Below are 23,432 nucleotides of genomic sequence, written 5' to 3' on the forward strand. Positions count from 1 at the left end.
TTAATGAGCCCTTCCATTGCAGTCGTGGGTCCAGGCGCCATCGGCTCGACTGTCGCGGCGCTGTTGCACGCCGCCGGTCACCGCGTCGTGGTGTGCGGTCGCACTGCGCGGGCGTCGGTCGAGGTCAGGCCGGATCCCGGCATCCTCGGCGGCGAGCCCGTCGTCATCCCCGACCCGGTACGCACCGACCCCGCGTCGGTCGACGGGCCGTTCGACGTAGTGATCCTCGCCGTCAAGGACACCCAGAACGAGGCTGCCGCGGCCTGGCTCGAGCGGCTGTGCGGCGCGAACACGCTCGTGTGCGTGATGCAGAACGGCGTCGAGCAGGTGGAGCGCGTCGGCCGCTACTGCCCCGCCGGCACCGTCGTGCCCTGTGCGGTGTGGTTCTCGGCCCAGTCCCAGCCGGACGGGTGGATCCGGCTTCGCACCCCGGTGCGACTGGTGCTTCCCGACGACGAGGCGGCCCGTGCCCTCGCCGAGGTGCTGCGAGGGCCGTCGCTGACGGTGGAGTGCAGCCCGACGTTCCTGGACGACGCCTGGCGCAAGCTGCTGACCAACGCCGTGGCCGGGCTGATGGTCCTGACGGGTCGACGCTCGGGGATGTTCCGCCGCGACGACGTCGCCGCCCTTGGCCGCGCCTATCTCGCCGAATGCCTGGCCGTGGCACGGGCGGAAGGCGCCCGACTCGACGACGAGGTGATCGAGGAGACCACGCAACTGTTCGTCGGCCTGCCCGAGGATCTGACGACCTCGATCCTCACCGACCGCGAACAGGGCAGGCCGCTGGAGTGGGACGTCCGCAACGGTGTCGTCGCACGCAAGGGCGCGCTACACGGCGTGGCAACGCCCATCAGCGACCTGGTGGTGCCGCTTCTCGCCGCCGCCAGCGACGGACCCGGGTGATCCATCGGGTAGACACCTCGCCCTAGAGTGTCTACCCATGGCCAAGACCTACCCCTGTGAACGCGTCGACCTCACCTTCGTCGACGACGCCCCGTTCCGGTTCGTCAGCACCGTCGACCTCGCGATCACCCCCGAACGACTCTTCGAGGTGCTCGGGGACGCCGAGTCGTGGCCACACTGGGCGACCGTGATCACCAAGGTGACGTGGACCAGCCCGGAGCCACGCGGCGTCGGCACGACGCGCACGGTCGACATGCGCGGCGGCATCAGCGGGCACGAGGAGTTTCTGGCCTGGGAACCTCACTCCCGCATGGCCTTTCGGTTCAACGAGAGCACGTCCGGGTCGATCTCGGCATTCGCGGAGGACTACCGGGTGGTCCGCACGCCGCGGGGCTGCCACCTCACCTGGGTAATGGCGATGAAGCCCAACGGCATCGCGGCGCACATCGGCATCTTGGTCGGCAGGCCGGTGATGGCCTGGATGTTCCAGCGGTTCCTGCACAACCTCAACCGCTACGCCGAAAAGCGTTTCAGTACAGCCCCTCCCACGCCACCCGCCTGACCCCATCGGGGTCGCCGACGGTGTCGTCCCTGGTCGACCTGATCACCCTGGTATGACGGGAGGTCGCGTCGTAGCGCGGCCAATCCTCGTCGAGGTCGGCGATCGCGAAGTCGAGCCACGTCCTCTGCATGCGGCGGCCGACCGACGGTTGCACCCGCCTGCCCAAGGGGTGCACCTTGCGGCCCAGGTACGAGCCGTAGCTGTGCTGGACGTGCACGATCTCGCTGCCATGCGTGGCGCCGAGTCCCAGCAACCGCAGGCTCCACGCGGCGTGGTCGAAGCGGTAAACGTAGGTCGGCGCATGCTCGCTGTACGCGTCGGCGAATGCCCAAGTGGGAGCGCAGAACATCGTGTCGGAGCCGAAGGCGATCAACGCACGGCGGCGCGGATAGTCCGGATAGGCGGCGAGCAGCCGATCCCTCGCCCCCGGTGCCGCCCTGGCAAAGTACGCCTCGACCATGGGCGGCGTGGTCGGCAGCATCGGCGGCTTGCCCCAAGCGAACATCGACGCCTCGTGGCTGTTGGTCCCCACGATCAGCGGGATCGCCGACACCGCACCCCGCCGCGCGGCGTCGACCGGATGCCAAGGCAGGGAGTCCACGCCGTGGGTCAGCCCGTAGGCCAACGTCGGCGTGTTCGCGGCGCTCTCGCCCTGCAACTGTCCGGCGGCACGACGAAGTCGGCGCTGCGGCAACGACTTCACTTCGTCGACCGGCACTCCCAACCGCTCGACGAACGTGCGGGCCTGCCGGGCGCGGGTCTCTCGATCGGCGATCAGCGGCAGCGCCGGGCTCTGGGCGATCGCGCGGGAGAACAGCCCGTCGGCGAGCGGGCTGGCCAACAACGCCAACACCGACGTGGCGCCTGCCGACTCGCCGAAGACGGTGACGCGGTCGGGATCGCCGCCGAACGACGCGATGTTGTCCCGCACCCACCGCAGGGCCGCCACCTGGTCGCGAAGCGCGAGGTTGTCGTCGAAGCCGGGGCCGAGGTCACCGAGTTCGAAGCCACCGAAGACGCCGAGGCGGTAGGTCACGTTCACCACGACGACGTTCCCGTTGGCCGCCAGCCTGTTTCCGTTGTAGAGCTGCAGCTGCCCGGCCCCGTAGACGAACGCGCCGCCGGGGATCCACACCATCACCGGCAGGCTGGCTTCGGGGTCGGGCGACCACACCGTCAGTGTCAGACACGCCTCGTCGCGGATCTTCGGATCGTCGCGTCCGCCGCCGACGAACGACCGCCCCTGCGGTGGCAGCGGCCCATGCTCGACGGCGTCGCGAATACCACTCCACGGCGCGAGCGGGGCAGGCGCTTGGAATCGTCGCTGACCGACGGGCTGCTCGGCGTACGCGACGCCCCGCCACACGTTGACGCCGCCCTCGGTGGTGCCGCGCAACGTTCCGTGCACGGTGTGCGCGACGGTCGGAGCGTCGACGGTTTCGCGCTGGGCGGCCACCGGGCGAATCGTAGTGTGGGAAGCTGAACCCGGCTGAAACGGGAACCATCGGCGGTGTCGACGGACGGGGTGAAGATGACCTTCAACGAGGGTATGCGGATCGACACGAGCACCACGTCGTCCAGCGGCGGTGGGGGTGGCGGCGGCCGCGGCCTCGCGGTGGGCGGCGGCATCGGTGGTCTGCTGATCGTGGTGGTCGCCCTGTTCCTCGGCGTCGACCCCGGCACGGTGCTCCCGCAGCAAGGAACCGGTCAGTACGACCCGCAGGGCGCCGACGCCCAGGGATTCGATCTGAGCCAGTGCCAGACGGGCAAGGACGCCAACGACATCGTCCAGTGCCGGGTGGTGGCGACGGGCAACTCCGTCGACGGCGTGTGGTCGCAGTTGATGCCCGAGTACACCCGGCCCAAGGTCCGGCTGTTCAGCGACAACGTGAGCACCTCGTGCGGACCGGCCACCACCGACGTCGGCCCGTTCTATTGCCCTGGCGACCAAACCGCCTACTTCGACACGTCGTTCTTCGACGTGCTGGTGTCTCAGTTCGGTTCCAGCGGTGGCCCCCTCGCCCAGGAATACGTCGTCGCCCACGAATTCGGACACCACGTCCAGGATCTGCAGGGCACGCTGGGGCGGGCGCAGCAAGGACCGGGCGGAGCCGAGGGCAACGGGGTGCGCACCGAATTGCAGGCCGACTGCTACGCCGGGGTGTGGGCACACTACGCGGCGATCACCAAGCAGGAGGGCACCGACGTGACCTTCCTGCAGCCCTTGACCGACAAGGACATCGAGGACGCGCTCTCGGCCGCGTCGTCGGTGGGCGACGACCGCATTCAGCAGTCCTCAGGCGGCCGGGTGAACCCGGAGTCGTGGACGCACGGGTCGTCGGCCGCACGGCAATACTGGTTCACCGAGGGGTACCGGACCGGTGATCCGCAGAAGTGCGACACCTTCTCGGCAACGGACCTGCACGAGTGACCGGGATCGAACCCGACACCAAGGACTGGACCTGGGTCCTCGGCGAACCGTGTCCGGACTGCGGTTACGACGCCGTGTCGACCCGTCCGGACGACGTCGCCGGACGGATTCGACACGACGCCGACGACTGGGTGGCGAGGCTGGCCGGTGCGTCGGTCACCGAGCGCCCGGCCGTGGGCGTGTGGTCGGTGCTCGAGTACGGCTGCCACATTCGCGACGTGCACCGCATATTCGCCGAGCGCGTCCGCTTGATGCTCACCGAGATCGACCCCCAGTTCCCCAACTGGGATCAGGACGAGACCGCCGTGGCCGACGACTACGCCTCCCAGGATCCCTCGACCGTGGCCGACGAGTTGGAGCGGGCGGCGGCAGACGTCGCCGACGTGTACGACTCCGTCCCGGCGGACGCCTGGTCTCGACGTGGACTGCGCAGCAACGGAAGCGAATTCACGGTCGCGACCATCGCGCTGTACCACCTGCACGACGTCGTGCACCACACCTGGGACGTCAGCCCGCGCCGCTGACGCCATTGACCGCGTTGAACACATATCGCTAGTGTGTTCAAATGCGAGAAGGGGCGGCACCTGTTCGACCGGTGTCCACGACCTTGTTGGCCGCCAACGCCGACACGTTGCGCCGCCTAGGCCCGCGCCAATTCAGCCTCACCGCCGTCGCGGAGGCCGCCGAGGTGTCCCGCGGCACCGTGCACAACGCCCTCGGCAGCCGCGACAACGCCATCAGAATTGCTCTCGAGCACCTCGCGTCGACCTTCGTCGACGCGATGGCCGCCGAGGTGGACCGGCACGACACCCTCGCCGAGCAGGTCGGGGCGGCTGCGGTGTTGATCTGCGCCCACCGTCAGCGCTCGGACCACGTCACGCCGCGCGGCGTCAACGAGAGCATCCTGCTGCTGCTGCTCCGCAACAGCGGCGACGACCTGATGCGGCGGGCCGTCGACCTGTGGAAGCCGCTGGTCAAGGCCGCCAAGGGGAACCACGAGGTCGCCCAGTCGACTGATCCCGCACGGGCCGGCGAGTGGATCGTGCGCATCCTGTTCAGCTTCGAACTCCTGCCACCCATGGGCGTCAACCTCGACAACCCAAGGGCCGTGCGACGTTTCGTCACCGACCACGTCGTGGCCGGTTTGACCGGAGGCGCGCCCAGTGAGTGAGCCCGACTTCGAGGTCGTCGTCATCGGCGCGGGGCCGGGCGGCATCGCCGCAGCACACCAGTTGCAGCGCAAGGGAATCGACGACTTCGTCATCCTCGAGCGTGGTGACGACGTCGGCGGCACCTGGCGGGACAACCACTATCCCGGCCTCGCCGTGGACATCCCCACGCTGTGGTACCAGCTGTCCTTCGCACCCAATTCGGACTGGTCGCGACTGTTCGCACCCGGCCCGGAGATCCAGGGTTACCTGCGCGCCACCGCAACCCGGCTGAACCTCTATCCGCGACTGCGGACGGGCACCGAGGTGCTTCGCCAGCAGTGGGACGACGCCGCAGGCCTGTGGCGACTGTCCATCCGCGACCAACCGCAGCTCACGGCCCGCTTCCTCATCAGTTCGGTGGGCGGCTACGTCAACGCGAAGGACACGGTCGGCGTCGAGGGTCTCGAGAACTTCACCGGAACCGTCCTGCGGCCCAACGCCTGGGACGACTCCTATGACACCCGCGGCAAGCGCATCGCCGTCATCGGCACCGGGTCCAGCGGCGTGCAGATCGCCGCCGCGCTGTCCGCCGAGGCCGCGAATCTCGACGTGTACCAACGCACTCCGGCGTGGGTGCTCCCCAAGGTCGACTTCGACATCCCGCCGCTGATGCGGCGAGCGCTGCGCGTACCCGGTGTCGTCGCCGGGGTCAACGCCGCGGGACGCGCCCTGATGGACGTCGCGATGATCGCGCCGATCGTGCACGTGTTCGCCCGTCTCCCCGACCGCGTGCTGATTCGCCTGATGCCCTTCTACGACGCGTACTGCCGGGCCCTGTACCGACTGCTGCTGCGCGCCGTCGTGAAGGATCCCCGGACCCGGCGAGCCCTGGTGCCGCAATACGGCATCATGGCCAAGCGACCCGTCATCTCCAGCGCGTTCCTCACCGCACTCAACGATCCGACGACGCATCTCATCACCACTCCCATCGAGCGCGTCACCGCCGACGGCATCCGCACGGCCGACGGCGTCGACCATCCCGCGGACCTCATCGTGGTGGCGACCGGCTACGAGCTGTGGACCGACCCCGAGACCTACCGAACCGGAACGGTGCTGGGCGCCAATGGGTTCGACCTCGCCGAGTACTACCGCAGCCACGGGCTTCGGGCGTACGCCGGGACGGCGCACCCCCGGTTGCCAAACCGGTGGGAGATCGTCGGGCCGCTGGGCTTCGTCGGCTTCGCCTGGCCCGACTTCGTCGAGACGACGGCACTGCACGCCGTCCGGATCGTCGACGAGACACGCAGACGGGGCCAGCTGGTCGCCGAGGTCAGCCAGGATGCGTTCAACCGATGGAACGCGTTGATGGAACGCCGCGGCAAGACCGCGCGGCTGTACTTCACCGAGTGCAACCCCGCACTCAACACCTACTTCGTGAACTCGCAGCGCGACACGGTGTACCACCGACCCCAGACCATCACCGGCTCACGGCGTTTCGCACGGCGGTCACCGCTGAGCGACTACCAGATGAGTACGCCACCGAAGGAGCAACCCGCATGAGCAGTTCCGATCGGCCGTTGGCGGGCAAGGTCGCCTACGTCACCGGCGCCGCCCGCGGCCAGGGACGGTCGCACTGCGTGCGGTTGGCTCGCGCCGGCGCCGAGGTCATCGCCGTCGACGCCTGCGGACCCGTCGCCGTCAGCAACGGATACGAGCCGGCTACGCCGCAGGACCTAGCGGAGACCGTCAGCTTGGTCGAGGGCGAGGGCCGCAAGATCCTGGCCAAGGAGGTCGACGTCCGCGACGCCGAGGGACAGCAGCGCGTCGTCGCCGAGGGCGTCGAACAGTTCGGTCGCCTCGACGTGGTGGTGGCCAACGCAGGCGTGCTGAATTGGGGCCGGCTATGGGAGATCTCGGCCCAGCAGTGGCAGGAGACCATCGACACCAATCTCACCGGGGTGTGGAACACCATCAGGGCCGCCGTGCCCGCGATGATCGCGGCGGGCAACGGCGGGTCGATCGTCAACGTCAGTTCGGCGGCCGGCATCAAGGCCGTTCCCGGGTGCGGGCACTACTGCGCGTCCAAGTTCGGCGTCGTGGGTCTGACCAATTCACTTGCCGTCGAGCTGGGCGAGTTCGGGATCCGGGTGAACTCGGTGCATCCCTACGGCACCGACACCCCGATGGGCAACGACGTCTCGATGTACGAGATGTTCGCTGCGCACCCGAACTTCATCCACAGCTACTCCCCCGGCGCCCTGCCAACCGACTCGCTGGCCGCGCCCAACCTGATCTCCGACGTGGTGGTCTGGCTCGCGAGCGACGCGTCGTCGTTGGTGACGGCCGCCCAAATCCCGGCAGACAAGGGCTATCTGAAGATCTAGCGGTGCGCCGACCAGAAGTCGACGAGCACGCGTGCGGCGGCGGCCGGATCCTGGGTCATCCACCAGTGGCCGAGCCCGTCGAGCACTTCGACCCGGGCGCCGGCGCGGGCCGCAGCGCGCCGCTTCTGCTCGTCGGTGCCCACGAAGTGGTCCTCGGTGGGCAGCAACGCGAGCCCGGGTCGGGCGGCGGCGGCCTCGAGATTCCGCCCCGCGGTCGCCGGGACGGGCTGTGCCGCCGACCGATACAGCGTGAGGATCGACCGGCCCATCGCCTCGTCACCGGCGGGAGACACCCGGGCGGCGACGTCGGCGGACATGCCTGCGCCGACGAGGAAATCGGCGCGGTCGGCGTCGGTCATCGAGGTGAAGTCGGCCACGGCCGCCTCGCCAACCTCCGGTGTCTGCCACGCCTGCGCGAGGTCGTGCCAGACGTACTCGGCGTCGAAGATGCCGGGAACGTCCGACACCCAGGTCCGCACCAGGTCGGGCCGGGCCATGACGATGTTCAGGACGTGGCCGCCACCCCAGTCGTGCCCCACGAGGTCGACGGGACCGTCCACTGACTCGAGCTCGGCGACGAGCCAGTCGCGGTAGCCGTCCATCGTGGCCGCGAAGCCGTCGGGAACCGGCGCCCCGAATCCCGGCGGCGACAACCTGCGAACGTCCGACTCGCCCAACGCGGTCAACTCGTCGACCAGCAGATCCCACACCGCGGCGTTCTCCGGCACGCCGTGGACCAAGACGACGGTCATCGTTGCATCACCATGCCCGAAGAGTAGTCCTGCCCGCCAGGCTCAGCGCTGACTCGCGGGACGCACCACGATCTCGTTGACGTCGACCTCGGGCGGCTGCGAGACCGCGAACGCGACGGCGTCGGCGATCGCCGCTGCCGGGATGGCATGTCGCCGATACTCCGACATGGATTGCTGCGCAGTGGGATCGGTGATGGTGTCCGCGAGTTCGGACTCCACGACGCCCGGCGAGACCGTGGTGACGCGAATGCCAGGGGGCGACTCCAGCCGCAGACCCTCGGTGATGGCCCACGCCGCGTACTTGGTGCCGCAGTAGACCGCCGCCGTCGGAGTCACCCCGTGCGCGCCGATGGAGGCGATCGTGACGAAGTGGCCGCTCCCCCGTCCGGCGAACGGGCCCGACACCGCGGCGATCCCGTGCAGCAGCCCGCGGACGTTCACGTCGATCATGTGGTTCCACTGGTCCACCAGACCGGCGTCCAGGCGCGAGAGCGGCATCACGCCTGCGTTGGCGACGAACACGTCGAGCCTGCAGTGGCGTTCCACGGTGGCGGTGACGGCGGCCCGCACCGCCTCGAGATCGGTCACGTCGAGGGCACACGCCTCGACGCCGTCGGTTCTCGCGAGCTCGTCGAGCAGGTCGGTACGTCGTGCGGCCGCGATCACGTGGTGGCCGTCGGCGGCGAGACGCTTGGTGATCGCGCGTCCGATGCCGCTGCTGGCACCGGTGACGAAGGCGATCTTCTGGAGGGTGTTGGTCATGTCACCACCCTGCCGACGACGGCCCGCGCCAGGAAGACCGCGTGGAACCTGGGTGCGACGCACCCAGGTTGAGCGGACGCTCATTCCGTACCGTGGGGACATGCCGGAATCTCGCAAGGGGGCCGACCTCGGCGCCTTCCTGCGGGCCCGCCGCGACCAGGTCACCCCGGACGACGTCGGGCTGAGTCCGCACGCACGGCGGCGGCGCCGAGTGCCGAGACTGCGGCGGGAAGAAGTCGCCTTGCTCGCCGGCGTCAGCCCGGACTACTACACCCGGCTGGAGCAGGGCCGCGAACGTCGTCCCTCGCCCGAGGTTCTCTTTGCCATCGCCGGAGCGTTGCAGTTGAGCGACGACGCTCGCGACCACCTCTTCCGGCTCGCCGGTGCCGCGATCACCGCGGCGGCTCCCGCCTCCACTGCGGTCGACCCCGCCCTGGTGACCCTGATGGCCGCCTGGCCGGACAACCCGGCCCTGATCTACGACCTCGCCTACGACGTGCTGGCGGCAAACATGATGGCGGACGCACTCTTTGGCGGCTGGCCACACTCCCACAACCTGCTCGAGGTGGTGTTCGGCGACCCGCTGGCCCGGTCGTTCTACGTAGACTGGGCCGACGTCGCCGCCGACACCGTCGCCGGTTTCCGGTTCAACCACGGAAGGCATCCGAACGATCCTCGCGTGCTCGAGATGTTGTCGCGGATGCTGACCGAGTCCCCCGAGTTCGCCGACCTGTGGCACGGCCATGAGGTTCGGGGGAAGAGTCTGCGCGAGAAGCGTTTTCAGCACGCGGACATCGGCCGCATCACACTGACGATGCAGGCGTTCGACGTTCGGTCCACTCCGGGGCAGGAACTCGTCGTCTATCACGCCGAGCCCGGTTCCCCGAGTGCCGACGCCCTGAGCCTGCTGGGATCGTTGTCCGCAAGCGTCGAAGAATAGCTGGCGCTCAGGTAATCGCTCATTCGCCAATTCCGTTGCACGAAAACGTAACCCGGATCACACCTAAGCTGTCAGTTGACTGGACGCCCAGCGAGGTGGACAGCCGTCGACCTCTATGAAATCTCCATGGAATCTTCACGTGGTTCCATTCTTCGACGACCACTATTGACCTCATGACAGCCACCCCACCGACCCCGGATCACCTCACCGGATCATTCGACGAAGACGTGGTGCCGTTGCGGGCGGAGTTGCACCGATACGCAGTGAGCCTCACCAGAAACTCACCAGACGCCGAGGATCTCGTCCAAGACACGATGCTCAAGGCCTTCAAGGCATACGACAGGCTTCGACCGGAGACGTTCCTCAAGGCGTGGTTGTTCACCATCATGAGGAACACGTGGTTCAGCGCCTGCAGGACGGCCAAACTACGTCCAGAGGTGCTCTTGGCCGACATGACGGACGTCGACCACCGACCGACGGTTCCCGATGCGCGCGCAAGCTCGTCCGCCGAAGACGAACTGCTGCGCGAGGAGATCGATCCCGAACTGATCGCGGCACTGACCGGACTGTCGGAGGAGATGCGCGCCACCGTGTTTCACGTCGTCGTGGGCGACATGCTGTGCCGAGACGCCGCCGAACTTCTCGGGGTGTCGACCAACACGGTACTGACCAGAATGCACCGAAGCAGGCATGCCCTGCGCCGCGCGCTCACCAAGTCCGACGGCCCCGTCGGACACGTCCCACGGCACGCCGCCTAGGCACGTTCCTGTCGGTATTGGGCGACGCGCCACGGTCAGAACAGCGTGGGCTGCAGTTCCGCCACGACGGGAGGCGGCGTCAGGGTCGGCGTGGTTGTCAACCGAAAGGACCGGTGGTCGCCCGCCAACCGGTACTTCGCGAGCAGCGGCGCGGCACGGGCGCGCAGTTCGTCGCGGTAATCCTTCGGAAGGTAGGCGCCGCGGCCGTACAACCGGCGGTATTGCCCGACCAGGTCGGGCCGCGATTGAGCCAGCCAATCCATGAACCAGCCGCGGGTGGACCCGCGCAGATGTAGCCCGAACACCGTTGCGCTGGCGGCGCCCGCTGAGGCGACCCGCCCCAGCAATCCGTCGAGGTGCTCGACGGAATCGGTCATGATCGGCAGTACCGGGGCAATCATCACGTGACAGTTCAAGCCGGCGTCGCTTATCGCGCGGATCAACTCGAGCCGAGCGCGCGGCGACGGCGTGCCGGGTTCCAGGTCCGCGTGCAGGTCGGGGTCCCCCACCGCCAGCGAGACCGCCACGCTGACCTCGACGGAATCGGCGGCGTCGACGATCAGCGCCAGGTCACGCCGCAACAGCGTGCCCTTGGTGAGAATCGAGAACGGCGTCCCCGAATGGGCAAGCGCACCAATGATTCCCGGCATCAGGGCATATCGCCCCTCGGCACGTTGGTAGGGATCGGTGTTGGTACCGAGGGCCACCGTGTCGCGTGTCCACGACGGACGCGCCAACTCCCTGCGCAGGACCTCGACGACGTTGGTCTTGACCACGACCTGGGTGTCGAAGTCCCTGCCACTGTCGAAGTCGAGATATTCGTGGGTGGGCCTGGCGAAGCAATACCGACACGCGTGGCTACAGCCGCGGTAACCGTTGACGGTGTACTTGAAGGGCAACATGCTGGCGTTCGGCACCTTGTTCAGCGCCGACTTGCACACGATTTCGTGGAAGGTCAGGCCCTCGAACTGCGGCGTTCGGACCGATCGCGCGAAACCGATGCGTTGCAAACCGGGCAATGCCCCGTCGTCGACCTCGACGCCTTGACCGTCCCATCGCATAACCAATGCGAACATATGTTCGATCCGAAAGTCAATCCGCAAAATTGGCGATCTTTAGTGAGATACGCAGCGGTTTGTGCAGTAGACTTTCCTACGGGTGTAAGACACATCCGCTCCTGATGAAAGAAGTAAAATAGTATGGCACAGGGAACTGTGAAATGGTTCAACAGCGAAAAGGGCTTCGGCTTTATCGCCCCCGACGACGGCTCCCCGGATGTCTTCGTCCACTACTCTGAGATCCAAGGCGGCGGCTACCGCTCGCTGGAAGAGGCTCAGCGGGTTCAGTTCGATGTCGGACAAGGTGCGAAGGGCCCCCAGGCCACCGGAGTTACCGCGATCTAAGAACTTCCTTCTATGGGCTGGCAAGGTGCAAACCTTGCCAGCCCATAGTCCGTTTTAGGCCCCCTTGAGATCGGCGCGGCCTGAACGATGCACTGCGTCAACGCAATCGGACGCGACGACCACTGATGTGGGCCGCCGCGTCCGAAGGGCTACGAGTGATTTACCACTGACCGAGCTGGCACTGCAGGTTGTACGGTGCGTCCTGCTGCACGGCGATCTGACCGTCGACGGCGATGTCGCAGTGCGGGTTCGGCGCCGCGCGACCACCGTGAGTGGTGCTGCTGACCGTGAGGATCGCCCACTGCGGGTCTGCGAGCGTGGTTTCGAACACCCACGGCACACCGGCGGCCAGGGTGATTTCTTCCTTCTTCAGATAGGCGTAGGAATCGGCGTTGTACGCCGCCTTGTCCGCCGGCTGGTTGACCAGATAGAAGAGGTCGAAGTCCGCGTCGCCCGCCGAGACCAGCGTGTATCGAACCTGATGACCTGCAGGTTCGGCGTTCGAAGTGGCCGGTGAGGCCAACCCTGCGGCGGCCACCAGCGCCGCCATTCCGAAGGCTGCCCCGATCTTGCTTGTCGCTTTTCGCATGATCGTCACATCGTCGAACGGTACCGGACCGTTACACCGCGGGGGCGGTCAGAGCTCCAGCATCAGCGTCACCGGACCGTCGTTGACGAGCTCGACGGCCATGTCGGCGCCGAAGACACCCGTCTCGACGTGCGCTCCGAGGCCTCGTAGCGCGTCGGCGAAGGCCGACACCACCGGTTCGGCGACCGCCCGAGGTGCGGCGGCGTTCCACGACGGCCGCCTGCCCTTGACGGTGTTGGCGTAGAGGGTGAACTGACTGACGACGAGGATCGGCGCACCCACGTCGGCGGCCGACAGTTCGCCGTCGAGGATGCGCAGCCGCCACAGCTTGTCTGCCATCCGCGACCCGACGTCCGCGTCGTCCCCGTGCGTGACACCCACCAACGCGACCAATCCCTGTCGGTCGGGGTGTATCTCCCCGACCGACACGCCGTCCACCACGACCCGAGCCGACGTCACCCGCTGCACCAGAACTCGCACGCTCGCTCCTGCGGGTCAGGTCAGCCGGGAGCGAACCTCGGCCGCGACGGCGTCGGATCGAACGTCGACCTGCTCCCCAGTCCCGAGGTCCTTCACACCCACGGTTCCGGCCTCGACGTCACGGTCACCCGCCACCAGGGCGATCCGCGCACCGGACCGGTCGGCCGCGCGCATCGCGCCCTTGAGTCCCCGGTCCCCGTAGGCGACGTCGACCCGAAGGCCTGCCGCGCGCAGTTCACCCGCCACCGTCGCCAACGCCAGCTTCGCCGCGTCACCCAGCGGTACGCAGAACACCTCGACGCGGGCGGTCTCCCCGACGGTCTTGCCCTCGGCCGCCAGCGCCAACACCGTGCGGTCGACGCCGAGACCGAAGCCGATACCCGAGAGATCTTGGCCGCCAAGCTGTTTCATCAGACCGTCGTAACGACCACCGCCGCCGATGCCCGACTGCGCGCCGAGCCCGTCGTGGACGAACTCGAACGTCGTCTTGGTGTAGTAGTCCAAACCGCGCACCATCCGCGGGTTGATCACGTACGGCACGCCCAACGCGTCCAAGTGGCTGAGCACGGTGTCGAAGTGCTGCTTGGCGACGTCGGAGAGGTGGTCGAGCATCAGCGGTGCCGCGGCCGTCATCTCGCGCACGTGCGGGCGCTTGTCGTCGAGCACGCGCAGCGGGTTGATCTCGGCGCGACGACGGGTGTCCTCGTCGAGATCGAGACCGAAGAGGAACTGCTGCAACAACTCCCGGTACTGCGGCCGACACGTCTCGTCGCCGAGGGAGGTGAGCTCAAGCCGGAACCCGTCGAGGCCAAGTGAGCGGAAACCCTCGTCGGCAATCGCGATCACCTCGGCGTCCAGCGCCGGATCGTCGACCCCGATGGCCTCGACGCCGACCTGCTGCAGCTGACGGTATCGGCCGGCCTGCGGTCGCTCGTAGCGGAAGAACGGACCCGAGTAGCGCAGTTTGACGGGCAGTTGGCCGCGGTCCAGGTTGTGCTCGATGACGGCCCGCATGACGCCCGCGGTGCCCTCCGGCCGCAGCGTCACCGATCGCTCGCCGCGATCGGCGAAGGTGTACATCTCCTTGCTGACTACGTCGGTCGACTCGCCGACGCCACGGGCGAACAGCGCGGTGTCCTCGAAGATCGGCAGCTCCACGTGGCCGTAGCCAGCCCGACGGGCGGCGTCGAGCAAGCCGTCGCGGACCGCCACGAACTGCGCCGACTCCGGCGGAAGGTAGTCCGGGACGCCCTTGGGCGCCTGAAAGTCACTCACGTGCGGCACATTTCAGTCAGATTCCTTCGAGGAACGGGTTGGTGCGACGCTCGGCACCGATCGTGGTCTTGGGACCGTGCCCAGGTAGTACCACGGTGTCGTCGTCGAGCACCAACAGTTTTGACACGATCGACGTCAGCAGGTCGCGCCCGCTGCCGCCGTAGAGATCGGTACGCCCGATCGACTGCTTGAACAGTGTGTCACCGGTGAACGCCAGGTCGCCGCTAGCGCCCGGCGACACCCGAAACACGACCGACCCCCTGGTGTGCCCCGGCGTGTGGTCGACGGTGACGGTGACGCCGCCCAGCTCGATCTTGTCGCCGTCGCGGTCCAACTCGACCACCTGGCGTGGTTCGCGGAACATCGTCGACAACGCCAGCTGAGCCAGTCGTGGTCCCAAGCCCTTGATGGGATCGGTGAGCATCTCCCGATCCTCGGGATGGATGAACACCGGGCACCCGTAGGTGTCGGCGACCTTCTGCGCCGACCACATGTGGTCGACGTGGCCGTGCGTCAGCAGGACGGCGGCCGGGGTCAGCCGGTTCTCGTCGAGGATCTTGCGCAATGGCGCCATCGCGCGTTGGCCAGGGTCGACGACGATCGCATCGGCCCCCTGCTTCGGGGCCAGCACGTAGCAGTTGCACTGCAACATGCCTGCCGGAAACCCTGTGAGGAACACGCCGACCAGTTTCCCATCCACCACAATCGCGGGTCGCAGGGCCTCTTCTCAGACATTGCTGGCACACTCGTTGCCGATCACGAACACGAGGAGGACTTCGCGGTGCCGACGAACGAACAGCGGCGGGAAACGGCCAAGCGCAAACTGGAGCGGCAGCTCGAGCGCCGCGCCGCCCAGGAGCGCAAGCGACGCCTCTTCACCATCATCGGTTCCGCGGCGGGAGTGCTCCTGGTCATCGGCGCCGTCGTCGCAACGGTGACCTTGACCAGCAAGGACTCCGACACCCAGGCCTCGGCCGACACGCCGTCGCCGACGAGCGCCGCCGAGCCGACCCCGCCGCCGGGCGGCAGCGGTCTTCCGCCGTTCGTCGCCCCGGCCGACCTTGGCGCCGATTGCCAGTACCCGGCCTCGCAGGGCGAGCCGGCCAGCAAGAAGAACAACCCACCGCGTTCGGGCAAGGTGCCGACGGAACCGGCGCAGATCAGCGCATCCATGACGACCTCGGCGGGCAACCTCGGGCTCCAGCTCGACAATGCGAAGGCGCCGTGCACGGTGAACAGCTTCGCCAGCCTCGCGCAGCAGGGCTACTTCAACGACACCCCCTGCCACCGGCTGACGACGTCCCCGGGCCTCTCGGTCCTGCAGTGCGGCGATCCGACTGGCAAGGGCACCGGCGGACCCGGCTACGGCTTCGTCAACGAGTACCCGACCAACCAGTACCGGCCCGACGACCCAGCGTTGCAGTCGCCGGTGATCTATCCCCGCGGCACGTTGGCGATGGCCAACACGGGCGCACCCGGGTCCAACGGCAGCCAGTTCTTCCTGGTGTTCAAGGATTCTCAGCTGCCCCCGAACTACACCGCGTTCGGCACGATCGACGCGACGGGTCTGGCAACGCTCGACAAGATCGCCGCAGGCGGCGTGGTCCCCGGCGATCGCGGTGCCGACGACGGCGCGCCCAAGACGCCAGTTCAAATCAAGTCGCTCCAACTGGACTGACGCCGGACCGGGCCGACCGCAGTGACCATCCCGCCTCCCCCGCCCTACGGGGAGTACCCGCCATTGCGGTCGGGCCCGGTGCCCGGACCCCCTTATTACGGACCGCCACCGCAGCCGCAGAACACCAACGGGTTGGCGATCGCGTCGCTCATCTGTGCGTTCCTGTTCTTTCCGCTGGGCATCGTCTTCGGACACATGTCCCTGTCGCAGATCAAGAAGTCCCGCGAAGGTGGTCACGGCCTGGCGATCGCCGGCCTGGTGATCAGTTACGTGGTGGCGGTGTTGACTGTGCTGGCAGTCGTCGCCACGGTCGTCCTGGCGGGTGTGCTGATCCGCTTCGCCGAGGACGTCGACGCGAACCGCTCGCGGTCGGGCTCACCGGGCGTCACCGCCTCGCCGCCGGGTCAGCCGCTACCGCCGTTCAAGCCGTCGGCGACACTCGGGTCCAACTGCCAGTACCCGGCCACGACCGCGCCGGCCAGCAAGCCGGTGAACCCGCCGCGGACGGGACGCATCCCCACCACCCCGGAGACCGTCGAGTCCACCGTCGTCACCAATGACGGTGCCATCGGGCTCAGCTTGGACAACGGCAAGGCGCCCTGCACGGTCAACAACTTCGTCAGCCTGGCCCAGCAGGGGTTCTACGACGAGACGCCGTGTCACCGGCTGACCACGTCGAGCACCCTTGGCGTGCTGCAGTGCGGCGATCCGACGGGTGAGGGCGACGGCGGGCCTGGCTACCGGTTCCCCAACGAGTACCCGACCAATCAGTACCGGCTCGCCGACCCGGCGCTGCAGTCCACGGTGATCTATCCACGGGGCACCCTCGCAATGGCGAACTCCGGGCAGGGAACCAACGGCAGTCAGTTCTTCATCGTCTACGAGGACTCCGAGATGCCGCCGACCTACACGGTGTTCGGCACGGTCGACGAGACCGGACTCGCGGTCGTCGACCGGATCGCCGCGGGTGGCGTCAAGGATGGCGGTGACGACGGCAAGCCCGCCGTCGACGTGACCATCGGGTCGATCCGACTCGACTAGGAGCCGGGCGCGCTCAGTTCGCGGTTGGCCTTGCCGACGATCGACCCGAGGAGACCGGGGACTTCCGCCTCGACCGGCTCGACCCGCAATCGCAGCACCGTGTGTCCGTCGATCGCCAGCCGCTCGGTGATCCCCGCTTCGCGGAGGATCGTGAAGTGGTGGGTCGCCGTGGATTTGTTGATGCCGTCGTACAGCGCCGAACAGATCATCGGCCCACCGCTGTTCATCAAGCGTCGGACCATTTCCAGCCGTACCGGGTCGGCGAGCGCGGCCAAGAGCTGCTGCACGCCGGCGACGGGGAACGTCGGAAACGGCGACTCCACCGTGTTCTCCCCCACTGCCGGTTCGACGTTCATCGAACCGAGCGTACTCTTGACCGAGTTCGACGCCCGTCGAACTCCGTCCGCACGAGGAGGATTCGTGGCAGTGGTCGCCTCCGCACCAGGCACCGCCGAGACACAGCGCGGGGCCTACACCCTGCTGCTCGTCCTGAGCGGCGTCGCGCTGGGAGTCTCGGGCCTGCCCGCACCGCTGTACGGCATGTACGAGGAGCAGTGGCACCTCTCCCCGCTGTCCACCACCCTGGTCTTCGCGGTCTACGCCGTTGCCGCACTTGCCGCCGTCCTGGTCGCAGGCAAGGTCTCCGACGTCGTCGGACGCAAGCCCGTGCTCATCGGTGCCGTGGTGGCGATGATCGTCGGTCTCGGCATCTTCCTGATCGCCGACGGCATGGCGATGCTCATGCTCGCCAGGGTCATTCACGGCGCTGCCGTCGGCTCGATCGTGGTGGCAGGCGCGGCGGCCCTGCTGGACCTGCGCCCCAACCACGGAGTCCGTTCCGGTCAGCTCAGCGGGGTGGCCTTCAACATCGGCATGACGGTCGCGATCGTCGGCTCGGCGGTGCTGGCGCAGTACGCGCCGCATCCGATGCGCACGCCGTACGCGATCGTCGCGGTGCTCTGCGCCGTCCTCGGCATCGGCCTCGTCGCGCTGCGCGAGCCACACCTGGCGCGAACCCGCGGCCCCATCCGCATCGCCAAACCCGCCGTGCCCCCCGAGATCCGCGCCGACTTCTGGTTCGCCGCCCTCGGCGCCACCGCGTCGTGGTCGGTTCTCGGCGTCCTGCTCTCGCTCTACCCGTCGTTGGCGGCCCAGCAGACGCACGTCCACAACCTGGTGTTCGGCGGCGCGGTGGTCGGGACGACGGCATTTGCGGCGGCCTTGGCCCAGCTCTTCTCGACCCGGATACCGGCCCGCCGGTCCGCCATCGTCGGCGACGTCGGCATGGCGATCGCCCTGATCCTCACCGTGCCCGTCTTGGCGACGCACAGCTGGCCGATGGTGCTCGTCGCAGCCGCGTTCCTCGGCGCGACGTTCGGGCTCGGCTTCGGCGGCTCGCTGCGCCATCTGTCCCACGTCGTGCCCGCCAACCGCCGCGGCGAGACGATGTCGGCGTTCTACCTGATGGCCTACGGCGCCATGACAGTGCCGACCATCGCCGCGGGCTGGGCCGCGACCCGCTGGCCGCTCGGTGAGGTGTTCCCGTGGTTCGCCTATGCGGTGGCCGCGGCGTGCTTCGTCGCCGCCGGCGTCGGCGCGATCAGCTCACGCAACCGCTGACCTGACCCCGCCGAGTGTGGACTTCGCCCACGCCGGGCAGTCGAATCGCGTGACAAATGTCCACGTTCGGCGGAGGGGATCTAGGCGGCGGACGTCACCCGGTAGACGTCGTAGACGCCCTCCACGTTGCGGACCACGTTCAGCACGTGACCCAGGTGCTTGGGGTCGCCCATCTCGAAGGTGAAGCGGCTGATCGCCACCCGGTCGTTGGACGTCGCGACCGACGCCGACAGGATGTTGACCTTCTCGTCGGCCAGCACGCGCGTCACGTCGGACAGCAGCCGATGACGGTCGAGGGCTTCCACCTGGATGGCGACGAGGAAGACCGACGACGGGGACGGCGCCCACTTGACGTCGATGATGCGTTCGGACTGCGCTTCCAGCGACGTCGCGTTCGTGCAGTCGGTGCGGTGCACGCTGACACCGCCGCCGCGGGTGACGAAGCCGAGGATGTTGTCACCGGGCACCGGAGTACAGCACTTCGCCAACTTGGTGAGGACCCCGGGCGCACCGGGAACCGCGACGCCGACGTCCTCGCTGGTGCGTTGCCGCACCGGCATGGTCGCCGGCGTCGACCGCTCGGCGATCTCGTTCTCGGCCTCTTCGTCCCCACCGAGCTGGGCGACCAACCGCTGCACGACGTGCCGCGCCGAGACGTGTCCCTCGCCGACCGCGGTGTACAGCGACGACACGTCGACGTAGCGCAGCTCCCGAGCCAGCGCCGCCATCGACTCGGCATTCATCAAGCGCTGCAACGGAAGACCGCCGCGGCGCACCTCCCTGGCGATCGAATCCTTACCGGATTCGAGGGCTTCCTCACGGCGCTCCTTGGCGAACCACTGCCGGATCTTGGCCTTGGCCCGCGGGGACACCACGAACGTCTGCCAGTCCCGCGACGGGCCGGCGTTGAGCGCCTTGGAGGTGAACACCTCGACCACTTCGCCGTTTTCCAGCTTGCGCTCCAGCGCCACCAGTCGACCGTTGACCCGCGCACCGATGCAGCGATGGCCGACCTCGGTGTGCACCGCGTAGGCGAAGTCCACCGGCGTCGACCCGGTCGGCAGCGTCACCACGTCACCCTTGGGGGTGAAGACGAAGATCTCCTGCACCGCAAGGTCGTAGCGCAGCGACTCGAGGAACTCACCAGGGTCGGCGGCTTCCCGCTGCCAGTCGAGGAGTTGACGCATCCACGCCATGTCGTCGATCTCGGCGGCGGCGTTGTTGGCCGGAATGCCGTTGCGGCCCTTGGCTTCCTTGTACCGCCAGTGGGCGGCGATGCCGTACTCGGCGGTGCGATGCATGTCGCGGGTGCGGATCTGCACCTCCAGCGGCTTGCCCTCGGGCCCGACCACCGTGGTGTGCAGCGACTGGTAGACGCCGTAGCGCGGCTGGGCGATGTAGTCCTTGAACCGGCCCGCCATCGGCTGCCACAGCGAGTGCACCGCACCGACGGCGGCATAGCAGTCGCGGATCTCGTCGCACAGGATGCGCACGCCCACCAGGTCGTGGATCTCGTCGAAGTCGCGGCCCTTGACGATCATCTTCTGATAGATCGACCAGTAGTGCTTCGGCCTGCCCTCGACGGTGGCGTTGATCTTCGACGAGTTCACGGTGTTGGCGATCTCGGCCCGCACCTTGGCCAGATAGGTGTCCCGCGACGGTGCGCGGTCGGCAACCAACCGCACGATCTCGTCGTACTTCTTCGGGTGCAGGATCGCGAACGACAGATCCTCGAGCTCCCACTTGACCGTCGCCATGCCAAGCCGATGAGCAAGCGGCGCAATCACTTCCAGTGTCTCGCGGGCCTTGCGGGCCTGCTTCTCCGGCGGCAGGAAGCGCATGGTGCGCATGTTGTGCAGCCGGTCGGCGACCTTGATCACCAACACCCGCGGGTCGCGCGCCATGGCGATGATCATCTTGCGGATCGTCTCGCCCTCGGCGGCGTTGCCAAGAACCACCTTGTCGAGCTTGGTGACGCCGTCCACCAGGTGGCCGACCTCGACCCCGAAGTCGGTGGTCAACGCCTCGAGGGTGTAGCCGGTGTCCTCCACGGTGTCGTGCAGCAGCGCGGCGACGAGCGTGGTGGTGTCCATGCCGAGTTCGGCGAGGATGTTGGCCACCGCCAAGGGGTGGGTGATGTACGGATCACCGGAGCGGCGCAACTGGTCGGCGTGCCGCATCTCGGCCACTTCGTACGCGCGCTGCAGCAGTGCCAGGTCGGCCTTCGGGTAGACCTCGCGGTGCACCGCAACCAGCGGTTCGAGGACCGGGTTCACAGCGCTGCGCTGTGAGGTCATCCGGCGGGCGAGCCGGGCCCGCACTCGTCGGGATGCACTCGAGGAACTCTTGGCGGTCTCGGGCGCGACCGTGTCCGGGGTGATGACGGGCATCGGCTGGGTTTGCGTCAACGCGTGATCGTCGGCCACCGCGCTCACCTCCTGCCCATGCCGGTACCCACCGAGGATATCCCCGTCGGCCCCGCAACTGTTCGCATCACACCACGTACAGGCTGGTGACTGCCAGGTCTGGCAGTTTCGCGCGGCCGGTGAGCGCCGCGAGTTCCAACACGACCGCGGTGTCCGTTACCGTCGCGCCACCGGTCCGCAGCAGCTTGGCCGCTGCGGCAAGGGTGCCACCAGTCGCGAGGACGTCGTCCACCAGCAGAACGCGCAGACCCGTCAAATCCATTCCGTCGGCCGGAATCTCGAGCGCCGCGCTGCCGTATTCGAGATCGTAGGTCTCGCGGTGCACCGGCGGCGGCAGCTTGCCACCCTTGCGGATCGCCAGCACGCCCGTGCCAAGGCGGATCGCGACCGCGGCGCCCAACAGGAAGCCGCGCGCGTCGATGCCCGCCACCAGGTCCACCTCGCCGGCGACGGCGGCCAGCGCGTCGGTCACCGTCGCGAGTCCGCGCGCGTCGGCGAGCACCGGAGTGAGGTCCTTGAACTGGATTCCTGGCTCCGGGAAGTCGGGAACCTCGCGCATCAACGACTCGATCACCGCCGCAACGTCGACGGCGGAGCCGCTCACGGTCGCTTCACTCATCGACTCAGTGCCCAACGGTCCATGTTCCACCCTGCACCCCATCGCGTCGGACTGCTGTTCACGGCCGTCATCTTCGTCGACGCCAGCAGAGTTCGCTGCTGACGGTACAACGGCAGAGTTGGCATGTCGTCCCACAGTACGGGTGCACCCTCACCCAACAGGCGGGCGAACTCCTTCGGGTCGGACGTCACCGCCAATGCGCCGATGACACCGTCCACCTGCTCGTTTGCGTACCCCGACAGGTTGTTGCCGTTGCCGCTGAACAGGTCGTAGGCGTCCATCGCCGACGAACCGGTCGACCCGCTGCCCGCCGCACCGCCCGTGCTCGCAAGCAACACGTCGATCTGGTTCTGCCGCAACGAGTCCGGGCCGATCGCATCCGACGCGGCATCCTCGACCGCGATGCCCGCCGGCTCGCACGCCTTCGCGATCGCACCGACGGTCGCCGCCAGTCGCGCATTCGGGCTTTGATAGCCGATGCGAACGGTCAGCGGCTTGCCGCCAATCGCTTCTCGCGCCGCCACGGGATTCGACGCGCTGAACCGGCCGCCCTCCGCGGCGTTCTCTGCGGCCGTCGTCGAGTCCTCCGCGGTCGGATTCAGCCGACTGTTGGACACCGGCACTTCAGCGTTCCTGGCAATCGCGTCCCGCGGCGTGCACAGGGCAACCGCGCGACGCGCCGCCGGGTTCAGCAGCGGCCCGCTCGGCGCGAAGATCAATTGTTCGATGCCCGCCGACGGGCTGTCGGTCCGCACGAAGTCGTCGGGCAGGTTCAGTGTGCCCGAAGACCCGGCCGCGATGTCCACGACGTCGTAGTCGCCCGCGTTCACCCGCTCCTGGACGTCGGCGCCACGCGGCCACACGGTGATCTTGCCCGTGACGGGCATTGCGCCCCACCACTTGTCGTTGGCCACCAGCACGACGGCACCGTCGTCGCCGACCGAGCTCAGCTTGTACGGCCCCGACGACGGGAACCGTTTCAGATCCAGATCGGGGGTCAGATTCCAGATGGTGTTCCACAGCTGGGCGATGCGCTCGATCCTCGGCAGGTCACCGGACTGGATTGCGGCGGTGACCGCGCCGTCGCCCGCACCGAGCTCGTCGGCGATGACGTGTGACGGCATCATCGCCGTCGCCGCGAACAGTTGTCCGAAGTCGACGAACCCGCGGTCCTGGGCGAACGACACCCTGGCCTTCTTCTGTCCAGGGGCGCAGTCGACGTCGGCCACGTCGCCGTACCCCGCCCGGCTGGCGGCGTCGAATCCGGGGAACCGGCCGGACTGCGCCGCCCACGCCAACACCATGTCGTCACACGTGACGGGCTTGCCATCGGAGTACACGGCGTCGTCGCTGATCACGTAGTCCAGCAGCAACGGTGCGCGCCCCACCACCGAGATGGTGCCGAAGTCGCGATCGCCGACGACCTGGCCCTCGGGCCCGTGATAGTTGAACCCGGTCAGCACGCGCGCGAACGCCTGCGGTCCCGCCGAGGCGGCCCCCGTCACCGTGTTGGTGTTGTAGGTGACCAAGGTGCCGTCGACGGCGTAGTCGACGTCGTCGGCCGGTCCGCTCGCGCAGGACGACAAGCCGAGACAGCCGACCAGCGACATCACTGCCGCCAGGATCGAGACCCGCCGAGGTCGGGCGATCATCGAGGC

At 68.0% G+C, this 23,432-nt stretch carries 25 protein-coding genes; 13 read left to right on the forward strand and 12 right to left on the reverse strand.

Features of this window, described 5'->3' with window-relative positions; translation table 11 throughout:
- Nucleotides 1-3: 3 nt before the first annotated feature.
- Nucleotides 4-903 carry an oxidoreductase gene (locus B1790_RS13935; protein WP_079923819.1) on the forward strand — a complete coding sequence of 300 codons (900 nt, stop codon included), beginning with the start codon at nucleotides 4-6 and terminating at the stop codon, nucleotides 901-903.
- Nucleotides 904-940: 37 nt separating this feature from the next.
- Entirely contained in the window at nucleotides 941-1,465 is a 525-nt protein-coding gene (locus B1790_RS13940) for an SRPBCC family protein (protein WP_079923820.1), read from the forward strand.
- On the opposite strand, the gene B1790_RS13945 is transcribed toward B1790_RS13940, so the two are convergent.
- A complete protein-coding gene (locus B1790_RS13945; RefSeq protein WP_079923821.1) occupies nucleotides 1,434-2,921 on the reverse strand; it encodes a carboxylesterase/lipase family protein in 1,488 nt (495 codons plus the stop codon). The genes B1790_RS13940 and B1790_RS13945 overlap by 32 nt on opposite strands.
- Nucleotides 2,922-2,996: 75 nt before the next feature.
- Here B1790_RS13945 and B1790_RS13950 point away from each other — a divergent pair, with 75 nt between their 5' ends.
- From B1790_RS13950 to B1790_RS13970, 5 genes are all read left to right on the forward strand, one after another.
- On the forward strand, nucleotides 2,997-3,896 hold the full coding sequence (locus tag B1790_RS13950) for a neutral zinc metallopeptidase (RefSeq protein ID WP_079923907.1): 900 nt from the start codon (nucleotides 2,997-2,999) through the stop codon (nucleotides 3,894-3,896).
- Nucleotides 3,893-4,420, forward strand: coding sequence for a DinB family protein (locus tag B1790_RS13955; protein WP_079923822.1), 528 nt, complete (start codon nucleotides 3,893-3,895; stop codon nucleotides 4,418-4,420). Before B1790_RS13950 ends, B1790_RS13955 begins: the two co-directional genes overlap by 4 nt.
- A gap of 71 nt (nucleotides 4,421-4,491) precedes the next feature.
- Nucleotides 4,492-5,067 carry a TetR/AcrR family transcriptional regulator gene (locus tag B1790_RS13960; RefSeq protein ID WP_233165110.1) on the forward strand — a complete coding sequence of 192 codons (576 nt, stop codon included), beginning with the start codon at nucleotides 4,492-4,494 and terminating at the stop codon, nucleotides 5,065-5,067.
- Nucleotides 5,060-6,607 (forward strand): NAD(P)/FAD-dependent oxidoreductase, encoded by a 1,548-nt coding sequence (locus tag B1790_RS13965; protein WP_079923824.1) that lies wholly within the window; start codon nucleotides 5,060-5,062, stop codon nucleotides 6,605-6,607. The genes B1790_RS13960 and B1790_RS13965 overlap by 8 nt, the downstream gene beginning before the upstream one ends.
- Nucleotides 6,604-7,431 (forward strand): mycofactocin-coupled SDR family oxidoreductase, encoded by an 828-nt coding sequence (locus B1790_RS13970; protein ID WP_079923826.1) that lies wholly within the window; start codon nucleotides 6,604-6,606, stop codon nucleotides 7,429-7,431. Before B1790_RS13965 ends, B1790_RS13970 begins: the two co-directional genes overlap by 4 nt.
- Here the strand turns inward: B1790_RS13970 and B1790_RS13975 are convergent.
- Both B1790_RS13975 and B1790_RS13980 read right to left on the reverse strand, forming a co-directional pair.
- The gene (locus B1790_RS13975) at nucleotides 7,428-8,183 is read right to left on the reverse strand and encodes an alpha/beta fold hydrolase (RefSeq protein WP_079923827.1); all 756 of its coding nucleotides are present in this window, start codon (nucleotides 8,181-8,183) and stop codon (nucleotides 7,428-7,430) included. The two genes, B1790_RS13970 and B1790_RS13975, sit on opposite strands and share 4 nt — an antisense overlap.
- Nucleotides 8,184-8,225: 42 nt before the next feature.
- Nucleotides 8,226-8,945 (reverse strand): SDR family oxidoreductase, encoded by a 720-nt coding sequence (locus B1790_RS13980; RefSeq protein WP_079923828.1) that lies wholly within the window; start codon nucleotides 8,943-8,945, stop codon nucleotides 8,226-8,228.
- Nucleotides 8,946-9,045: 100 nt separating this feature from the next.
- Between B1790_RS13980 and B1790_RS13985 the strand changes: the two genes are divergently transcribed.
- Both B1790_RS13985 and B1790_RS13990 read left to right on the forward strand, forming a co-directional pair.
- Nucleotides 9,046-9,885: a helix-turn-helix transcriptional regulator gene (locus B1790_RS13985; protein WP_079923830.1), complete on the forward strand. Its 840-nt coding sequence runs from the start codon at nucleotides 9,046-9,048 to the stop codon at nucleotides 9,883-9,885.
- A gap of 173 nt (nucleotides 9,886-10,058) precedes the next feature.
- Nucleotides 10,059-10,643, forward strand: coding sequence for an RNA polymerase sigma factor (locus B1790_RS13990; RefSeq protein ID WP_079923831.1), 585 nt, complete (start codon nucleotides 10,059-10,061; stop codon nucleotides 10,641-10,643).
- Between the two features lie 35 nt (nucleotides 10,644-10,678).
- Here the strand turns inward: B1790_RS13990 and B1790_RS13995 are convergent, their stop codons facing one another.
- Nucleotides 10,679-11,704, reverse strand: a complete 1,026-nt coding sequence (locus B1790_RS13995; RefSeq protein ID WP_079923832.1) for an Rv2578c family radical SAM protein — start codon at nucleotides 11,702-11,704, stop codon at nucleotides 10,679-10,681.
- Between the two features lie 138 nt (nucleotides 11,705-11,842).
- On the opposite strand from B1790_RS13995, the gene B1790_RS14000 reads away from it, so the two are divergent.
- Entirely contained in the window at nucleotides 11,843-12,046 is a 204-nt protein-coding gene (locus B1790_RS14000) for a cold-shock protein (protein WP_056548397.1), read from the forward strand.
- Between the two features lie 160 nt (nucleotides 12,047-12,206).
- Here B1790_RS14000 and B1790_RS14005 read toward each other — a convergent pair whose 3' ends face one another.
- From B1790_RS14005 to B1790_RS14020, 4 genes are read right to left on the reverse strand one after another with little or no spacing between them, the layout of a single operon-like run.
- A complete protein-coding gene (locus tag B1790_RS14005; RefSeq protein WP_142271305.1) occupies nucleotides 12,207-12,635 on the reverse strand; it encodes a hypothetical protein in 429 nt (142 codons plus the stop codon).
- A 48-nt stretch (nucleotides 12,636-12,683) separates the two neighbouring features.
- A complete protein-coding gene (dtd, locus tag B1790_RS14010) occupies nucleotides 12,684-13,115 on the reverse strand; it encodes a D-aminoacyl-tRNA deacylase (RefSeq protein ID WP_079923835.1) in 432 nt (143 codons plus the stop codon).
- 15 nt (nucleotides 13,116-13,130) lie between these two features.
- Complete coding sequence (hisS, locus tag B1790_RS14015; protein ID WP_079923908.1) at nucleotides 13,131-14,390, reverse strand: histidine--tRNA ligase; 1,260 nt, start codon at nucleotides 14,388-14,390, stop codon at nucleotides 13,131-13,133.
- A gap of 16 nt (nucleotides 14,391-14,406) precedes the next feature.
- Complete coding sequence (locus tag B1790_RS14020; RefSeq protein ID WP_079923909.1) at nucleotides 14,407-15,069, reverse strand: MBL fold metallo-hydrolase; 663 nt, start codon at nucleotides 15,067-15,069, stop codon at nucleotides 14,407-14,409.
- A gap of 102 nt (nucleotides 15,070-15,171) precedes the next feature.
- Here B1790_RS14020 and B1790_RS14025 point away from each other — a divergent pair, with 102 nt between their 5' ends.
- Complete coding sequence (locus B1790_RS14025; protein WP_079923837.1) at nucleotides 15,172-16,068, forward strand: peptidylprolyl isomerase; 897 nt, start codon at nucleotides 15,172-15,174, stop codon at nucleotides 16,066-16,068.
- A gap of 78 nt (nucleotides 16,069-16,146) precedes the next feature.
- Nucleotides 16,147-17,109 (forward strand): peptidylprolyl isomerase, encoded by a 963-nt coding sequence (locus tag B1790_RS14030; protein ID WP_233165112.1) that lies wholly within the window; start codon nucleotides 16,147-16,149, stop codon nucleotides 17,107-17,109.
- On the opposite strand, the gene B1790_RS14035 is transcribed toward B1790_RS14030, so the two are convergent.
- Nucleotides 17,106-17,465: a helix-turn-helix transcriptional regulator gene (locus B1790_RS14035; RefSeq protein ID WP_079923841.1), complete on the reverse strand. Its 360-nt coding sequence runs from the start codon at nucleotides 17,463-17,465 to the stop codon at nucleotides 17,106-17,108. The genes B1790_RS14030 and B1790_RS14035 overlap by 4 nt on opposite strands.
- A gap of 70 nt (nucleotides 17,466-17,535) precedes the next feature.
- Between B1790_RS14035 and B1790_RS14040 the strand changes: the two genes are divergently transcribed.
- The gene (locus B1790_RS14040) at nucleotides 17,536-18,729 is read left to right on the forward strand and encodes an MFS transporter (protein WP_079923910.1); all 1,194 of its coding nucleotides are present in this window, start codon (nucleotides 17,536-17,538) and stop codon (nucleotides 18,727-18,729) included.
- Between the two features lie 80 nt (nucleotides 18,730-18,809).
- Here the strand turns inward: B1790_RS14040 and B1790_RS14045 are convergent, their stop codons facing one another.
- From B1790_RS14045 to B1790_RS14055, 3 genes are all read right to left on the reverse strand, one after another.
- Nucleotides 18,810-21,119, reverse strand: coding sequence for a bifunctional (p)ppGpp synthetase/guanosine-3',5'-bis(diphosphate) 3'-pyrophosphohydrolase (locus B1790_RS14045; protein ID WP_079923911.1), 2,310 nt, complete (start codon nucleotides 21,117-21,119; stop codon nucleotides 18,810-18,812).
- Nucleotides 21,120-21,222: 103 nt separating this feature from the next.
- Nucleotides 21,223-21,774, reverse strand: coding sequence for an adenine phosphoribosyltransferase (locus tag B1790_RS14050; protein WP_233165113.1), 552 nt, complete (start codon nucleotides 21,772-21,774; stop codon nucleotides 21,223-21,225).
- Nucleotides 21,771-23,426 (reverse strand): ABC transporter substrate-binding protein, encoded by a 1,656-nt coding sequence (locus B1790_RS14055; RefSeq protein WP_079923844.1) that lies wholly within the window; start codon nucleotides 23,424-23,426, stop codon nucleotides 21,771-21,773. Before B1790_RS14055 ends, B1790_RS14050 begins: the two co-directional genes overlap by 4 nt.
- Nucleotides 23,427-23,432: the final 6 nt, after the last annotated feature.

Source organism: Mycobacterium sp. AT1, assembly GCF_002043095.1.
Classification (GTDB): Bacteria; Actinomycetota; Actinomycetes; order Mycobacteriales; family Mycobacteriaceae; genus Mycobacterium.

What these genes read in the sequence shown, in the direction of transcription:
- B1790_RS14045 (WP_079923911.1), bottom strand. Translation starts at nt 21,119, where the DNA reads ATGCCCGTCATCACCCCGGACACGGTCGCGCCCGAGACCGCCAAGAGT.
- B1790_RS13935 (WP_079923819.1), top strand. Translation starts at nt 4, where the DNA reads ATGAGCCCTTCCATTGCAGTCGTGGGTCCAGGCGCCATCGGCTCGACT.
- B1790_RS13995 (WP_079923832.1), bottom strand. Translation starts at nt 11,704, where the DNA reads ATGCGATGGGACGGTCAAGGCGTCGAGGTCGACGACGGGGCATTGCCC.
- B1790_RS13980 (WP_079923828.1), bottom strand. Translation starts at nt 8,945, where the DNA reads ATGACCAACACCCTCCAGAAGATCGCCTTCGTCACCGGTGCCAGCAGC.
- B1790_RS14055 (WP_079923844.1), bottom strand. Translation starts at nt 23,426, where the DNA reads ATGATCGCCCGACCTCGGCGGGTCTCGATCCTGGCGGCAGTGATGTCG.
- B1790_RS14050 (WP_233165113.1), bottom strand. Translation starts at nt 21,774, where the DNA reads ATGAGTGAAGCGACCGTGAGCGGCTCCGCCGTCGACGTTGCGGCGGTG.
- B1790_RS13990 (WP_079923831.1), top strand. Translation starts at nt 10,059, where the DNA reads ATGACAGCCACCCCACCGACCCCGGATCACCTCACCGGATCATTCGAC.
- B1790_RS14000 (WP_056548397.1), top strand. Translation starts at nt 11,843, where the DNA reads ATGGCACAGGGAACTGTGAAATGGTTCAACAGCGAAAAGGGCTTCGGC.
- B1790_RS13985 (WP_079923830.1), top strand. Translation starts at nt 9,046, where the DNA reads ATGCCGGAATCTCGCAAGGGGGCCGACCTCGGCGCCTTCCTGCGGGCC.
- B1790_RS13975 (WP_079923827.1), bottom strand. Translation starts at nt 8,183, where the DNA reads ATGACCGTCGTCTTGGTCCACGGCGTGCCGGAGAACGCCGCGGTGTGG.
- B1790_RS14035 (WP_079923841.1), bottom strand. Translation starts at nt 17,465, where the DNA reads ATGAACGTCGAACCGGCAGTGGGGGAGAACACGGTGGAGTCGCCGTTT.
- B1790_RS13940 (WP_079923820.1), top strand. Translation starts at nt 941, where the DNA reads ATGGCCAAGACCTACCCCTGTGAACGCGTCGACCTCACCTTCGTCGAC.
- B1790_RS13950 (WP_079923907.1), top strand. Translation starts at nt 2,997, where the DNA reads ATGACCTTCAACGAGGGTATGCGGATCGACACGAGCACCACGTCGTCC.
- B1790_RS14005 (WP_142271305.1), bottom strand. Translation starts at nt 12,635, where the DNA reads ATGCGAAAAGCGACAAGCAAGATCGGGGCAGCCTTCGGAATGGCGGCG.
- B1790_RS13970 (WP_079923826.1), top strand. Translation starts at nt 6,604, where the DNA reads ATGAGCAGTTCCGATCGGCCGTTGGCGGGCAAGGTCGCCTACGTCACC.